This window comes from Acinetobacter lwoffii (assembly GCF_029024105.1).
Lineage (GTDB): Bacteria > Pseudomonadota > Gammaproteobacteria > Pseudomonadales > Moraxellaceae > Acinetobacter > Acinetobacter lwoffii.
This window is the reverse complement of sequence record NZ_CP118963.1, coordinates 359,779-375,623: the sequence shown is the minus strand read 5'-3', so window position 1 is coordinate 375,623 and position 15,845 is coordinate 359,779. Positions and strand designations below refer to the sequence as shown.

Sequence of the window (15,845 nt, the reverse complement as noted above, 5' to 3'; positions counted from 1 at the left end):
AAAACTAAACCTATGCCTGATTGGCTAAAATTGCCTGTTTCATTAACTCGAGATCAAAGTCCCGGGTAATCACTGCTTCGCCTAATTGCTTTAATAACACCAAACGCAATTGTCCATTTAAGACTTTTTTGTCATGGGCCATATAGGCCAGAAAATCATCCAGAGGGATTTTAGGACAAACCACAGGAAGTTTGGCACGAGAAATGATTTTTTTTGTACGTTCTAAATCTTCTTGAAAAATCCAGCCCATACGCTGTGACAGATCCGCAGCCATCACCATACCGGTGGCAACAGCCTCGCCATGTAGCCAGACACCATACCCCATGTAGGATTCAATCGCATGACCAAAGGTATGGCCTAAATTGAGTAAAGCACGTTCCCCTTGCTCCTTCTCATCATTGGCTACGATCCGTGCCTTATGCGCACAGGAACGATAAACGGCCTCAGCCAATAATTTCTCATCACGAGCGACCAGAGCATCCATGTTTTCTTCAAGCCAGACCAGAAATGACTCATCGCCTAGTAGCGCATATTTAATCACTTCAGCCAAACCTGCTGAAAGTTCGCGGTCCGGCAAAGTAACAAGCTGCGACATATCCGCCAGTACCACTTGAGGTTGCTGGAAAGCACCAATCATGTTTTTACCCAGTGGGTGATTAATCCCGGTTTTTCCACCCACACTAGAATCGACCTGCGACAGCAAGGTTGTCGGCACTTGGATAAAGTACACACCGCGCTGGAAACAGGCTGAGGCAAAGCCAGCCATATCTCCAATTACACCCCCACCCAACGCAAGCACGGTGCAATCCCGGTTAAAACCGGCTTCAAGCAATGCATCAAAAATCAGGTTCAGATGCTGGCTATCCTTATATTTTTCACCATCAGGCAAAATACAGGTCGCAACACGTTTGTCTAGAGCTTCAATCGCAGTTTGATAACGCTGCAAATAAAGTGGAGCAACTGTGGTATTGCTTACAATCATCATTTGCTTACCCTGAATATAGGGAGCCAATAAGGCCTGTGGATCCAGATCGCTCCCGATAAAAATAGGGTAACGACGTTCTCCGAGTTCTACATATAAGGTTTGCATGCTTGATTAACCACTTTATTCAATGAACTTAGTTTTTAGAAGTAATAAGATTGAGAATCCGTTGCGCCAGATCACGCGCAGCACCCTGATTGGTCTCAATAATATGATGTGCCACTTCTCGATACAAGGGATCACGGACTGCCAATAAATCACGTAACTTTTGTTCCGGATTTTCGACTTGAAGGAGTGGACGGTTTTTATCGCGATAGGTACGTTGCAGTTGAATTTCAACCGGCGTATAGAGATAAACAACGATTCCGCGCTGTTTCAGATAGTCCCGGTTTAAAACCTGAGTAATTGCACCACCACCGGTGGCTAAAACCAGATGGGGACGTGAGGTAAGGTCATTAATCACAGCAGTTTCACGGTCACGGAAACCCTGCTCCCCTTCTTTTTCGAAAATCCAGGGAATAGTCGCACCTGTTTTACGTTCAATTTCATGATCACTGTCTAGAAATTCGCGTCCTAACAATTCTGCGAGATGTCGTCCTACTGTTGTTTTACCGGCCCCCATCGGCCCTACCAAATAAATATTTGGTAGGGTTTCAAACTCTTTGCTTGGCAAGGAGTCACCTATTCGTTTTGTTAAATTCAAAATATATTAATGATTTCTTGAAACACTGTCATTAACAATTCGAGGTGTAACGAAAATCAGCAACTCACGTTTGTTATCCGCCTTTAAATCTTTACGGAATAAACGACCTACGTAAGGAATATCACCCAGAAATGGCACCTTGGTTTGCGCATTACGGGTTTCTTGCTCAAAAATACCACCTAGAACCACTGTTTCACCATTATCAACCAGGACATTGGTATTGATCTGGTTTTTGTTAATAGTGAGCTGTCCGGTCGGTGTCGGGTTCCCTGGTGAGTCACTGGTAATATTGAGTTCCATCTGTACTTTACCATCTGGGGTAATGCTTGGCGTGACATCCAGACTTAAAGTCGCATCAATAAATGCTGTAGTCGACACGGCATTAGTACCCCCGCCTTCAGCAGATTGATACGGAATTTGTGAGCCCGAAGCCACAGTCGCTTTTTGCTTATCCGCAGTCAGTACTTTAGGGGTAGAAATCACTTCACCATAACCGTCTGCCTGAAGTGCAGAAAGCTCCAGATCCAGCATAAAATCAGAGAGGCTGATCAAACCAAAGGCAATACGGCTTGCTCCTTGGCTGGTAACACCCAAGTCCACATTAAGATTATCCGGCCGTTGAATCGTATACTTACCATCATCATCAGGTGTTTTTAAATCCCATAATGTAGTATCACTACCACCGACCAATAGATGATTATTATCAGTTACACCTTGAGACAGAAGCCCCCATTTTACCCCCATCTCTTTGGTGAAGTCAGTGGTAGCTCGCACAATACGTGCTTCGACCATCACCTGCTTGACCTGCACATCGAGCAGATCCACCATATTACGGATTTTATCGATAAAGAGCTGAGTATCATTCACAATAACGGTATTGGTTCGTGCATCAATAGACACAGAGCCACGTGAACTCAATAAGCTTTCTCTCTCATCATTATTTGTAGTGTTACTCGAACTACCTGAACTAGATGCGCCTTTATTCTGCGTAATCAGTTTCTCAATATCAGCGGCTTTGGCATAACTGAGCTGCATATATTCCGTTTGGATAGGCGCAAGTGCAACACTCTGCTTAATCGCCTTAGCTTCTTCCTCTTCAGCCTTTATCAGCTCTGCAACTGGTGCGATCCAGATCACATTGCCATTACGGCGTTTATCCAGGTTTTTGGTTTTCAGCACAATATCCAGCGCCTGATCCCAAGGTACCTCTTTCAAGCGCAAGGTAATATTACCTTGCACACTATCTGCAGCCACCATATTGATATCGGTAAAATCTGCCAATAACTGCAACACGCGGCGCACTTCAATATCTTGGAAATCTAGCGAAATTTTCTTACCGCTATAAGCGACAGTTTTAGGACGCAATGGACTCTTGGCTTCCGGACGTTTCAAGCTGATGGTCAGCTTATTATCTGTTTGGTAAGCCATATATTCATAACTTTCCGCAGACTGAATCGTAATGACTCCTGAACCATTTTGATTCACAGCATCTACACTTGATACCGGAGTCGCGAAATCTGTCACATTAAGACGGCGGGTCAAATGAGCCGGAATCTTGGAACCTAAAGTGCGCACAATAACCTTGGTACCCTGCTGCTGTACATCAACAGGAGTATTATTTCCTAATAGATCAATAACGACCTGGCCTTCACCTTGCGTACCGCGCTGGAAACCAATATTGCTAATACCCTGAGCTGACTGTTGCTGCACAGGTTGAGCTATGGCTACAGGAGTTGCAGAGTTAATTTTAAGAATAAAAGTATTGCCTTCTACTCGAGTGGTAAAGGCACCTGCATCTGTCAGATTAACCGTCAAACGGGCACGCTGTGCATCCGAAGTGACCTCCACTGAACTGGCTTCACGCGTTGCGACCGGAATGTTGCTTTGTTTTAAATTCTGTTGGGCCTTGTCAAAGTCCAGAATCAAACGTGACGGTGATTCTAATTGATAGGCTTGTGGTTGAGGTGGTAAACCATTAAACATCACCCGAATTTCAGTTCCTTGACCAGGAAGCTGCATAGGTACCACATTCGTTACGGCCACTTGTGCGCTGGCTGCTTGCATCACCGCAATTGCAACAGCACCCATTGAAAACTGACGAAACACACGATTCATTGTATTAGCATCCCCAAAAATAAATTCTTTAATACTCTTATTCATTGTTATTCCTTTAAAACCTTATGGCGCCGGCCCAATGAGAACCAGACTTCGCGGACGTTCCACATATCCCTCACGGCCATCTGGAATAATCTCAATCAGATTGATCTGTGTCGGTGTAATTCCAATTACACGACCATGATTAAGTCCCATATAGCTGCCACGCTGAATCCGCTCAACCTCACCATCAGGCGTCTGGATTAAAGCCAGAATTTGTCCTGCCTGATTGCGCATACTGCCTTTCATGGTCAATGTTTCGAGCGGATAACTTTCTAGCGGTTGCAGTTGACGTGATAGGTTTGGATAAACCCGTTTCCCCGCCATAATTTTCAGTTCAGCAGCCAGAGAGCTTGGTAAAAAAGGGCTTTTGATCTGATGTGCTGCATAGTTGAAGGTTTCAACTGGCATAAAATCAGGAGCCGGTTCAATTGGCAAAGGTGGCTGATTACGAATATTAGCCATTTCCTGATTGACTGCATCAATGCGTGAATCGCATCCCAACAATAAAAACCCAAGTGTTAAAGCTGAAGTAATTTTAATGTTCTTCATTACTGCGCCCCCTGAGTAGTGCTATTAGCTTCAGGCTGTGCTGCAGCACCTTCAGCATTACCGACATAACGGTAAGTTTTGGCTTTTACCACATAATCAATGACTGGAATTTCAGATTTTTTCTCTTTATTTTCAGTACCGGTAATGGTGAAATCATGCAGCGTTACAATACGCGACAAGCCGGCAATACTGCTGACAAAAGAGCCAAAAGCGTGATAATCCCCAGTCGCTTCAATTGCAATCGGCTGTTCAATAAAGAACTCTTGTTTAATTTCAGGCTCTAGACGAATATTTTTAAACTTCAGGCCTGAATTCACACCGCTCAGGTTAATATCTTCAACCAGACCCGGAATCTCAGTTTCTTTCGGTAACTGTTCTAACTGCTGGTTAAAACGGGCTTCCATTTCCTGAAGCTGGATTTGATATTGTTGTAAGTTGCGTAATTTGGATTCTTTTTCACGGAATTCATTCAGCAGGTTTTGTTCCTGGGTACTGGCTTGTGAAATTGACTCAATCGTGCTTCTGATCATAACGAAGTAAATCACCGCAAATGCCAGCGCGGCAATAAAAATCCAGCAGGTAATTTTGACCGATAAAGGCCAACTACCATAATTGTTTGGATCCAATGTATTGAATTGCTGAAAAAACTTTTCAACAGTCATTTTATTTTTGGGTACAGCGACGACATCCTGGCTGAACTCATCGAATTCTTCATTACTCATGATGATGCCCCCGTAGTTGTAGCGACTGCTTGTTGTTCTTCGTTAAGTACTGGCTGAGCGATCTGATCCAGATCTACCGTCACGGTAAAACTGCCATAGGACTCTTCCACACGTGGAATAATCGAGCTCGGTGCCTTTTCTTTTGCTTCTTCAGCCACCAGGAAAGCGTTCATAAAGGCATTCCGATACCAAGATGATGCCTCCAGATTACGGAGCAATTCTGCTACCGTATTTGGACTTTCAGCCCGACCTTCAATGGTAAACTTATCGCCGATACGCTGGAATTTGGTGATATACATATTGCTTGGGGTCACCCGTACAATTTCATCAATCAAATGCACCGCAATCGGACGCTGGGTTTGTAGGCCCTGAATCAGCTTCATCCGTTCAACAATCGCATTACGCTGTTCTTGCAAACCTTCAAGCGCCTTTAACTGCACATCCAGATTCTGGTTAGTACTTTGAATCAGCTGATTGGCCTGCTCCTGATCCTGAAGTTTGTGATCATAATAAAACCAGGTTGAACCCGCTGCTGCTAATCCCAAGAAAAGCGCCCCCACGCAGATTGCCACGAATTCATTATTTCTTTTAATTCTTAGCTCATCACGCCAAGGAAGTAAGTTAATTCTTGCCATTAATCAAAACTCCTTAATGCCAAACCGCATGCAACCATGAGTGATGACGCGTCATTTTCAATTTTTTTAATATCAATTTGAGGAGAAAAGCCCATTTGCAAAAATGGATTCGCGATCGTGACACGGTAACCGAGTTTTTGTTGTAATAATTTTGCCAGACCTGGAATATTGGCATTCCCGCCGGCCAGTAAAATATGGTCAATCTCATTAAACTGAGAAGATGAAAAGAAGAACTGCAATGAACGGGCTGCCTGTTGTACGACGGCATCCAGAAATGGTTCTAGCACTTCAATATCATAATCATCCGGCAAGGCACGGGTTTTTTTAGCACGTCCAGCTTCTTCAAAAGACAATCCATAACGATTCTGAATTTCCTGAGTCAATTGCTTGCCACCAAACACCTGCTCACGGGTATAAATAATCTTGTTGTTCTGCATCACCGACAAGGTCGTCATACTATGACCAATGTCTAAAATACCAACCGTATTGACCCCCATCGGCAAAGTGTCCGAAAATACCTTAAAGGCATTTTCCAGCGCAAAACTTTCTACATCTGCAATCTTAGGCGTTAGACTGCTAATCTCTAAAACTTCAGAACGTGCTTCGACATTTTCGATCCGTGTCGCGACCAGCAGCACATTGACCCGGTTCGGATTGGAAAGGCGGTCTGGCAGAACTTCAAAGTCCAGACTCGCTTCATCGAGTGGAAAAGGAATGTATTGTTCCGCATCTTCACGAATCTGAACTTCACGTTCATCATCTGACATGTCTGCATCCATCTCAATGATTTTGGTGATGACCATTGAAGTAGGAATCGCAAAAGCGGCCTGATTCGACTGGGTATTGCCCAAATTAATTGCACGCCCAAGGGCATCAGCGACTGCTTCTGGGTTTAAGATGTTTTTTTCAACAACACTGTTTTCCGATAATGGGATCAAAGCATAGCTTTCTACCCAGTAACGGCCACTTTTTACAGAAAGCTCTAAAACCTTAACAGAAGTCGAACTAATATCGACTCCTATTAACCCCTTATTTGGTTTACGATATAACCTGCGCACAATACACTTCCTATTATTTTTTTGTCCCCAATTCAATCTAACTTACCAATTGGTCCAGTCTATAATTTTATATAGATACAATAACTCATCTAACAATATGGATATCGACAGGATATACTGACCGGTAATTAGTTCGCCATTAGCTCTTATTAAAACTTACTTGTTATGAAAAAGCTATCTTGTTCAGGCCTTGTTCATCCATTTTTTTTGATCATTATCATTATACTGATCTCAATTCCGATGGGTTTCTATGGCATGTATCTCTATATTGCCCCATCTTTGCCTGAAATGTCTACGCTTAAAAAGGCCCCTTTATTAAAGCCTTTACAAGTTTTTAGTTCAGATAATGAATTAATTGCCGAATATGGAGGCAAGCTTTCTGTTCCCGTGAAATATGAACAAATTCCGCCCGAGTTTATTCATGCTTTCCTCGCCGCTGAAGATTCCAGCTTTTTTGAGCATAGCGGGATCAGCTTTAAAAGCTTGGGACGCGCACTCAGTGAGACGGTGACCGGCTCGGCTGTACAGACCGGTGGTTCGACCATTACCATGCAAGTGGCAAAAAACTATTACCTTAGCCCTGAACGGACGCTGAAGCGTAAACTGACAGAAATTTTTCTGGCCCGTAAAATTGAGCAAAACTTAAGTAAAGAAGAAATTCTGACCCTGTATGTCAATAAAATTTTCCTGGGGAAAAATGCTTACGGTATCGCAGCAGCAGCTAAAATTTACTACAACAAGAGTCTAGAAGAGCTTTCAATTGCACAAATGGCCATGATCTCTGGTCTGCCTAAAGCCCCCTCTCGATACAATCCGGTCGCCAATCCCAAGCGCGCCTTGGAACGTCGTAACTGGATTTTGGGGCGTATGCTGCAATTGGGCTATTTAAATCAAAGCCAGTATCAGCAAGCCATTGCTGAACCGGTAAATTTAGATATGCCTGATCGGAGTACCCGTAATAAATTCCCGTATGTCGGCGAAATGGTACGTTCTGAACTGGTACAAAACTTTGGTGAACAGGCGGTAGATTCTGGTTATAAAGTCTATACTACCATTCATAGTGTACGTCAGGCCTATGCGGAGCAAGCGGTACAGGAAGGCCTAGAGGCTTATGACCGTCGACATGGCTGGCGTGGTGCTGAAGCACATGATCAACCTCTCGACAAGTTCCGTGCCTATGCCAATACCTATCCTGCGCAAGTAACTCAGGTAGGTAATTCCAGTTTTGAAGCACTCATGCAGGACGGAAGCAGCGTGACTGTTCCCTGGTCAGGTATGTCTTGGGCACGTCGCTTTCGTAACGTCAACAGTGTAGGTGGTGCACCGAGCAAAGCGTCCGAGATTGTCAAAGTCAAAGATATTGTTCGTTTAAGACCCAATGAAAATAAAACCTCTTGGTCATTGGTGCAGATCCCCAATGTGCAAGGACAATTGATTGCCATCAACCCAAATAATGGTGCGATTGAAGCCATTGTCGGGGGATATAACTTTTATCAGTCGAAATTTAACCGTGCAACCCAAGGTTGGCGTCAACCCGGTTCTACAATTAAGCCTTTTGTTTATGCACTGGCTTTGGAACGTGGCATGACGCCGCATACCATGGTCAATGATGCACCGATTACCATTGGCAAATGGACGCCACGTAACTCGGATGGCCGTTATCTGGGTATGATCCCGCTACGTCGTGCACTTTATCTGTCACGTAATACAGTCTCAGTGCGCTTATTACAGGCCGTTGGGATTGAACGTACACGCCAGTTATTTATGGATTTTGGTTTACAAGACAGTCAGATTCCACGTAACTATACCATTGCCTTAGGCACCCCGCAGGTCCTACCGATTCAGATGGCGACTGGTTATGCCACCTTTGCCAATGGCGGTTACCGAATCCAACCGCACTTTATTACCCGCATTGAAGATGCCTACGGCAATACCATCTTTGAAGCCAAGCCTGAATATGCCTGCATTTCATGTATTAATGAAAAAGAAGAAACAGTTCAAGCCACTGACCCTATTACCGCAGATGACGAAGCAATTGCAATCAACAATACAACTTTAGAGCAAAAACAGGCTGCACCTAAAGTCTCTGCCGAAGACAGTAATTATCGTCAGGCACAGCGTATTTTAAAATCCAGCTCTGCCTATGACATGGCCAACATTTTGCGTGATGTGATTCAGCATGGTACTGGCCGTGCTGCATTAAGAATTGGTCGTGGTGATATCGGCGGGAAGACCGGTACCACTAATGATGCCAAAGACGCCTGGTTTGCAGGTTTCAATGGTAAGTTAGTCACCGTGACCTGGGTAGGCTTTGATCAGCCAACCACTTTAGGTCGCCGTGAATATGGTGGTGTGGCAGCTCTACCGATCTGGACCGATTTTATGGGCAAGGCATTAAAAGGCCAGCCAGAAGCCTGGGTACGTTTAGACCGCAATGCTAAGGCACCGGTAAATCGCAACAAGGTGGTTCAGGCTGATGAAGCACAGAATGATCCGTCTTCTCCGCCTCTGGCGACAGCGCTTTACCGTCCTGCACCTGTGGTCGTCCCGAAACGCACAGAAACTGACTTTGAAGATTTGCCAGATCAACCGATTCGTTTACCAGATGATGAAAGTTCTGCACCACAAGAACAGCCTCTTCAGCCGAACCGGGTAGATTCTCTGGAAAATCTGATTGAAGAAGTCCAGTAATCTGACTGATATAAAAAAGCCCTCAGTTGAGTAATGCCAGTCAGTTAAGCAAAAAAAGTTAAAATGCTGTAAAAAGAGCGTATGTAAATACGCTCTTTTTTTATGAATTTATCTCAGAATCTAGATTTAACATTAAAACAAACCCTACCTTCACTTTCACAATTCAGTGAATTGATTGATTTAAACTGGATTGAAGATTGCTTAGACCAAACAGGTAAAGCATCAATTCGAAAAAGAAAACTGCCTGCTGAACATGTTGTTTGGCTGGTAATCGGACTTGCTCTATTTCGAAATCAACCGATTTGGTATGTGGTTCAACAATTGCAACTTGTTTTCGGTACGGCAGAATACTGTGTACCGAGTGCATCCGTACAAGCAAGACAACGCTTAGGCTTAGAACCCATGAGTGCTTTATTTTCGACATTAAGTCAGGCATGGTTTAAAGACTCACAACAACAATATAGCAACTTTCACGGTCTATGCGTTTGTGCTGTAGATGGTGTGGTTTGGTCTATGCCTCATACAGAAGAAAACTTTAAGCACTTTGGTTCATCCAAAGGCAAAACAGCAGCTGCACCTTACCCACAAGTTAGAGCGACTTGCCTGGTGAATACCAATACCCATGAAATGATTGATGCCCAAATGGGTAGTATGGATCAAGGTGAATTAACCTTAGCCAGTCAATTAAAAGCACCAGTTCGCAGTATTACCCTATTTGATCGTGCTTACTTCTCTGCTGATTTTTTAGTGAGCTGGCAATCTCAGGCAGAAGAGAGTCATTGGTTGATGCGAGCAAAGGACAACCTGCGTTATGAAGTGATTCATCATAATGCGGCCCATGACTTTCAGATCAAAATGCCTGTTTCAGCAAGAGCAAAAAAGATAAATCCGTCATTGGGTGACTATTGGGAAGCACGTTTAATTGAAGTTGAATATGCAGGAAAAATAAGACGTTACATTACATCATTAACAGATTCTAAAGTTTATCCATTCAAAGACCTTGCAATGCTTTATATCCAGCGTTGGGAAATAGAAATGTGTTATCGGGAAATTAAAAGTGATTTACAGGATGCAAGGATTTTAAGAAGCAAACAACCTGATTTGGTCTATCAAGAATTGTGGGGGGTATTTATTGCATATAATATCTTAAGAAGACAGATGAGGTTTATCGCTGAACATGCAAAGGTGAGTCCTTTAAGGATCAGTTTCCATATTGCATCTATGAGTATTATCAATATCTTAAGGCACACACCTTTAGAATCAGCAGGAAACCTACCCAAACATTTAGCGCAATTATTTGAACAATCTAAAATATTTGTATTACCTGAAAAAAGGCAAAGGCAATGTCCGCGAGTAGTGAAAATTAAAGCACAAAAATATCCAAGAAAATGCCAGTCAATTTCTTAACTGACTGGCATTACCTCAGTTGAGGGTTTTTTTATATGCATTTTTTATTTTTTCTGAAACAGGTAAATCTGATATTGCGCCAGTAATTCAAACTGATCCTGCTGTTCAAGTGCTAAACGACGTTCAGGTTTGGCCTTATAAGCATATGGCGTCATCGCAATCAGGTTTTTTAAATCAGCCTGTGGCAAAACCATTGGCGCATCAATCACCTGCTCACTAACCAGATTAAATTCATCTTGCAACTGCTCAACAAACTTCTGCGGCTCGTGTGGTTTGACTTCTTCAAATAGAGCTTCACGCATCGAGTATAAATGTTGCGGTGCCGGTGTCACCACCATCAAATAAGATTTTGGTTTTAGAACTCGCAGGATTTCCTGTTTAGGAATTGGACTAAACAAGCTGGTACACAGATCAATCAACTCATCTAATACTGGTAAAGTCGCTCCAGTTCCTACGACCCAAGTCACCTCTTTATTCAGTTTGGCTGCGACCTGAACCGCATTCTTGGCAATATCGACCCCGACGCATTGCAGCACTTCGGCCCGCATGGCATTCGTATAATAGCCTTCTCCACAACCAATATCTAAAAGGTTTTCAATCCGCAACTCGCGAATCTTTTCCACGACAGCCTGTTGCAAAGGCGCATAATAACCTGCACTGAGAAATGCGCGACGTGCCTGCACAGACTCAGGCGTATCTCCCGGGTTTTTACTGTGCTTATGCTGAACCACATGCAGGTTCACATAGCCTTGTTTGGCGACATCGTAACTATGATGATTCTCACAGCGCCATGTTCTTTCATTTAAGCTCAACTGCTGGCGACAGACTGGGCACATGAGTAAATTCATCATTTTCTCCAAAACAAAAAAGCCGGCATGCGCCGACTTTTTCTCATGCATTTCTTAGCGCAATTTTAAGGTCATTAGACCCAAAACTACCAGCATAATTGTAATAATCCAGAAACGGATCACCACCTGGGTTTCACGCCAGCCTTTCTTTTCATAATGATGATGTAGCGGTGCCATCAGGAATACACGTTTATTGCGCATTCTCAATGAACCAATTTGCAAGAACACTGAAACCGCTTCCACGACAAAGACACCGGCCATAATCGCAAATACGATTTCCTGACGAACCATGACGGCAATCGTACCGAGCATTGCACCGAGAGATAAAGCACCAACATCACCCATAAATACTTGGGCCGGATGGGCATTGTACCAAAGGAAAGCCAGACCCGCTCCGATCATGGCAGCACAGACCACCACCAGTTCAGACGAATATTTCACATAAGGAATATGCAGATAATTGGCAAAGCGCACGTCACCGGCCAAATAGGCAAATACGCCCAAACCTGTAGCAACCAGCACGATTGGCATGATCGCCAGACCATCCAGACCGTCAGTCAAGTTCACGGCATTGGATGCGCCATTAATCACGAAATAGGTAAAAATAATAAAACCAATGCCCAACGGAATCATCGACAATGGAATGCTTAGGTCTTTAAAGAATGGAATCAGCAGATCCAGCATATTCGCGGTATGCACCGGATTGGTCTGTTGCTGTGCAATGACATACAAGGCAATACCGGCACCCAATGAACCCACTGAAGTCCAGAAGAATTTTTTCTTCGCAGGCAAACCCGCATTGTCTTTATAACGGATTTTAATCCAGTCATCAGCCCAGCCTACTGCACCGAAAATCACCATCACACCCAGCACGATCCAGACATAAGGATTGGAAAGATCCGCCCAGAGTAAAGTTGAGATACCGATCGAAAGCAGGATCAGCACACCGCCCATCGTCGGTGTACCCATTTTCTTGGCATGGTTTTCAGGAGCATACGAGCTGACGGCCTGGCCGTATTTCAGCGCCTGAAGCTTGCGAATCATCACAGGACCCAGCACCAGACCGATGGTCAGTGCCGTCAAGACACTGAGCAAAGCACGTAAAGTTAAATAACGAACCACCTGAAACGTGCTGTCAAAGCCCGCCAAGTGTTCAAAGAGCCATAACAGCATTTAGAGTTTCTCCATCAATGCAGCCATCAATGTTTCCATATGGGTAAAACGCGACCCTTTAAATAGAAATGACATCGGCTGAGGTTGATGTGTTTCAATCAAATCAATTAAAAATGGCAAGGCCTGCTCCTGATTCAGGAAAGCCTGCATTTTTTTACCATATTGCGTACTACGGGCACCTTCTTGTGCGGCAGGCGCAAATTCACCCACAGCCACCACAAAGTTAATACCTTTAATAGAGACCAGATCCCGTCCAAGCTTGTAATGCTCGATTGCGGCAGATGAACCGAGTTCACCAATATCGCCGGTGACCATGACCCGGATGCCCTGCTGCTGCGCCAGAACTTCAGCTGCTGCACGCATCGAACCCGGATTGGCATTATAAGTGTCATCAATAAATAAATAGTCTTTGTGCGGAATAAAGTTCAGACGACCTTTCGCACCGACTGCCTGTTCCAGGCCAGCCACGATATCATCCAGACCAATACCGATCGCCAGGGCAAATGCAGCGGCAGCTGTGGCATTTTCGACATTATGCTCGCCGGCAAACGGCAACTGAACCGTTTTCGAGCCTTGTGGCGTATTCAGGGTAAAGCTTGATGATTGAGCATCAAGGACTACATCGCTGGCATAAACTTCACCGCCAGCACCAAAACTCAAGCTTTTTTCAGTTTTTACTGCGGCACGAATGGTTTCAGCAAAATCATCTGCAGCAGGAATAATTGAGATTTCAGAGATATGCGAATAAATCTCGGATTTCGCGCGGCAAATTCCGTCACGGCCGCCAAACTCACCTAAATGTGCCGTCCCAATGTTAATGATCCCCGCCACATGCGGCTGCACCATTTTCGAGGTGTAATCAATTTCACCCTGATGACTTGCACCGAGTTCCATCACCGCATATTGATGTTCAGGACGCAGCTCCAGCAACATTACCGGCACGCCAAGGTCATTATTCAAATTACCACGTGTCACCAAGGTCGGTGCCAGACGAGACAGAATGCTTCCCAGCATTTCTTTAGTCGTGGTCTTGCCACTACTGCCGGTCAAGGCAATGACTTTGAGTTGAGGATTCTGCTGACGGCGATAAGCGCCCAACAATCCCAATGCCAGACGGGTATCTTCTACCACCAATTGGCAAATATCGGCATCCACCGGACGGCTGACAATGGCAATTTCACAACCTTGTGCCGCGACTTGCGCAATAAAGTCGTGCGCGTCAAAACGCTCGCCTTTCAGCGCAAGAAAAGCATCACCCGCTTCTGCATCACGTGAATCAGTCAAAATCCGTTTGACCTGGCCTACAGGCTTTTTATCATTCAACCAGTAGCCTTGAGTAGCCTGCTGTAATTGTTCTATGCTCCACGGCTCCAGCGCCGCAGTACTTGTTGTTGAGGTATGCATATCTGAATCCTAATGCGCTGAATAGGCTGAATCTGTGTTGCAATGCTGGGCATCAATCGCAGCTTGCACTTCGACCACGTCATCAAACCAGTGACGTACGCCATCAATTTCCTGATAATTTTCGTGACCTTTCCCTGCGATCACGACAATATCACCCGCCTGTGCATGTTTAACCGCAAACTTGATCGCTTCACGACGGTCATGAATTTCATGATAGGTTTTGCCCGAAAAATCAATGCCATTTTTCATATCAGCAAAAATTTGTACCGGATCTTCCGTCCGCGGGTTATCAGAAGTGAGTACTGCGATATCTGAACCCTCTAAAGCAGCCTGAGTCATCAGTGGACGTTTACCGCGATCACGATCACCGCCACAGCCGAAAACAGCCCAGAGATTTTGTGAAACATGACGTTTCAAGGTCACCAGAACCTGGATCAAAGCATCTGGGGTATGCGCATAATCCACTACAAACAGACGTTCGCCATCACGCAGCACCTGCATCCGACCGGGCGCACCTTTGAGCTGTGGCACAGTTGCAATCAAACTTTCCAAGTCAAATCCGGCCTGTTCCGCCATGATCAGACTGGCCACCAGATTTTCAATATTGAAATGTCCCAGCAATGGACTGTTAACCACATATTCAGCAGAGGCAGTTTTCAGCTTAAAGGTCGCACCTGAAATGCTGTACTGAATATCCTGAACCTGATAATCCGCTTTTTGTGTGGTGGAATAAGTCAAAATTTTAGGCTGTGCCGGATTATTTTTCGCAGCATCCAGCATGATCTGTGCATGTTCGTCATCAATATTGATGACAGCCACTTTTAAAGATTCAAACCGGAATAAACGTGATTTTGCTTCTGCATAAGCTTGCAACGTACCGTGATAATCCAGATGGTCACGGCTCAAATTGCTGTAACCCGCAATCTCGATATCACAGCCATTCAAGCGACCTTGTTCCAGACCATGTGAGCTGGCTTCAATCGAGGCAAATTCCGCACCGGCCTGCGCATAGCCATGCAAGGCATTTTGCAATTGCAAGGCATCCAGGGTGGTATGCGAAGATGCTTCCAGATTTGGCAGAATGCCGTTACCTGTTGTGCCCATCACTGCACAAGCTTTGCCTTGCAGCATGATGAATTCAGCCACCAAGCGAGAAATCGTGGTTTTACCGTTGGTGCCGGTGACTGCCAAAATTCGAGCAGCTTGAACAGGTTGAGTAGCTTGCAAATACTGCTTTTGCCATTGCCCCATTAGATGACGTACATCTGCCACCACCAAATTTGGAGATACATCCAGCTCAGTTTCTGAAATCACAGCCAATGCACCATGATCCAAAGCTTTCTGGGCAAATTGAGCAGTTTTTTCCGGTTGTGACAGACTGGTCAAGGCAATAAAAATCTGTCCCGGTTTAACTTTACGACTATCCAGCTCGAAGCCCTGAAAGGATTGCTTCATCCAGTCAGCGGCCTCATGAGAGGTGTAGATATCTTGAAATGTAATAGACATTGATCACCTA

13 protein-coding genes are annotated in these 15,845 nt (G+C 44.6%); 2 read left to right on the top strand and 11 right to left on the bottom strand.

Translation table 11 applies throughout. The features are described 5' to 3' along the window. Nucleotides 1–10: 10 nt before the first annotated feature. From aroB to PYW33_RS01580, 7 genes are read right to left on the bottom strand one after another with little or no spacing between them, the layout of a single operon-like run. Nucleotides 11–1,090, bottom strand: a complete 1,080-nt coding sequence (aroB, locus tag PYW33_RS01610) for a 3-dehydroquinate synthase (RefSeq protein WP_004644956.1) — start codon at nt 1,088–1,090, stop codon at nt 11–13. A gap of 28 nt (nt 1,091–1,118) precedes the next feature. Beyond that, complete coding sequence (aroK, locus tag PYW33_RS01605) at nt 1,119–1,655, bottom strand: shikimate kinase AroK (protein ID WP_004644955.1); 537 nt, start codon at nt 1,653–1,655, stop codon at nt 1,119–1,121. Between the two features lie 36 nt (nt 1,656–1,691). Further along, entirely contained in the window at nt 1,692–3,845 is a 2,154-nt protein-coding gene (locus tag PYW33_RS01600; protein WP_004644953.1) for a type IV pilus secretin PilQ, read from the bottom strand. An 18-nt stretch (nt 3,846–3,863) separates the two neighbouring features. Beyond that, complete coding sequence (locus PYW33_RS01595) at nt 3,864–4,391, bottom strand: pilus assembly protein PilP (RefSeq protein ID WP_004644951.1); 528 nt, start codon at nt 4,389–4,391, stop codon at nt 3,864–3,866. After that, nucleotides 4,391–5,113 (bottom strand): type IV pilus inner membrane component PilO, encoded by a 723-nt coding sequence (locus tag PYW33_RS01590; RefSeq protein ID WP_004644950.1) that lies wholly within the window; start codon nt 5,111–5,113, stop codon nt 4,391–4,393. Before PYW33_RS01590 ends, PYW33_RS01595 begins: the two co-directional genes overlap by 1 nt. After that, a complete protein-coding gene (locus tag PYW33_RS01585) occupies nt 5,110–5,748 on the bottom strand; it encodes a PilN domain-containing protein (RefSeq protein WP_004281141.1) in 639 nt (212 codons plus the stop codon). Before PYW33_RS01585 ends, PYW33_RS01590 begins: the two co-directional genes overlap by 4 nt. After that, entirely contained in the window at nt 5,748–6,806 is a 1,059-nt protein-coding gene (locus PYW33_RS01580) for a pilus assembly protein PilM (RefSeq protein WP_004644949.1), read from the bottom strand. The genes PYW33_RS01585 and PYW33_RS01580 overlap by 1 nt, the downstream gene beginning before the upstream one ends. Nucleotides 6,807–6,971: 165 nt before the next feature. Here PYW33_RS01580 and ponA point away from each other — a divergent pair, with 165 nt between their 5' ends. Then, entirely contained in the window at nt 6,972–9,497 is a 2,526-nt protein-coding gene (gene ponA / locus PYW33_RS01575) for a penicillin-binding protein PBP1a (protein ID WP_016806915.1), read from the top strand. 102 nt (nt 9,498–9,599) lie between these two features. Next, nucleotides 9,600–10,904 (top strand): IS4 family transposase, encoded by a 1,305-nt coding sequence (locus PYW33_RS01570; protein ID WP_004282307.1) that lies wholly within the window; start codon nt 9,600–9,602, stop codon nt 10,902–10,904. 44 nt (nt 10,905–10,948) lie between these two features. On the opposite strand, the gene PYW33_RS01565 is transcribed toward PYW33_RS01570, so the two are convergent. From PYW33_RS01565 to PYW33_RS01550, 4 genes are read right to left on the bottom strand one after another with little or no spacing between them, the layout of a single operon-like run. Further along, nucleotides 10,949–11,752 (bottom strand): putative RNA methyltransferase, encoded by an 804-nt coding sequence (locus PYW33_RS01565; RefSeq protein WP_004644947.1) that lies wholly within the window; start codon nt 11,750–11,752, stop codon nt 10,949–10,951. A gap of 54 nt (nt 11,753–11,806) precedes the next feature. Further along, a complete protein-coding gene (gene mraY, locus PYW33_RS01560; protein WP_004644946.1) occupies nt 11,807–12,925 on the bottom strand; it encodes a phospho-N-acetylmuramoyl-pentapeptide-transferase in 1,119 nt (372 codons plus the stop codon). Beyond that, nucleotides 12,926–14,329 carry a UDP-N-acetylmuramoyl-tripeptide--D-alanyl-D-alanine ligase gene (locus PYW33_RS01555; protein ID WP_004644945.1) on the bottom strand — a complete coding sequence of 468 codons (1,404 nt, stop codon included), beginning with the start codon at nt 14,327–14,329 and terminating at the stop codon, nt 12,926–12,928. 9 nt (nt 14,330–14,338) lie between these two features. Continuing rightward, entirely contained in the window at nt 14,339–15,835 is a 1,497-nt protein-coding gene (locus tag PYW33_RS01550) for a UDP-N-acetylmuramoyl-L-alanyl-D-glutamate--2,6-diaminopimelate ligase (protein ID WP_004644944.1), read from the bottom strand. Between the last annotated feature and the right edge of the window lie 10 nt (nt 15,836–15,845).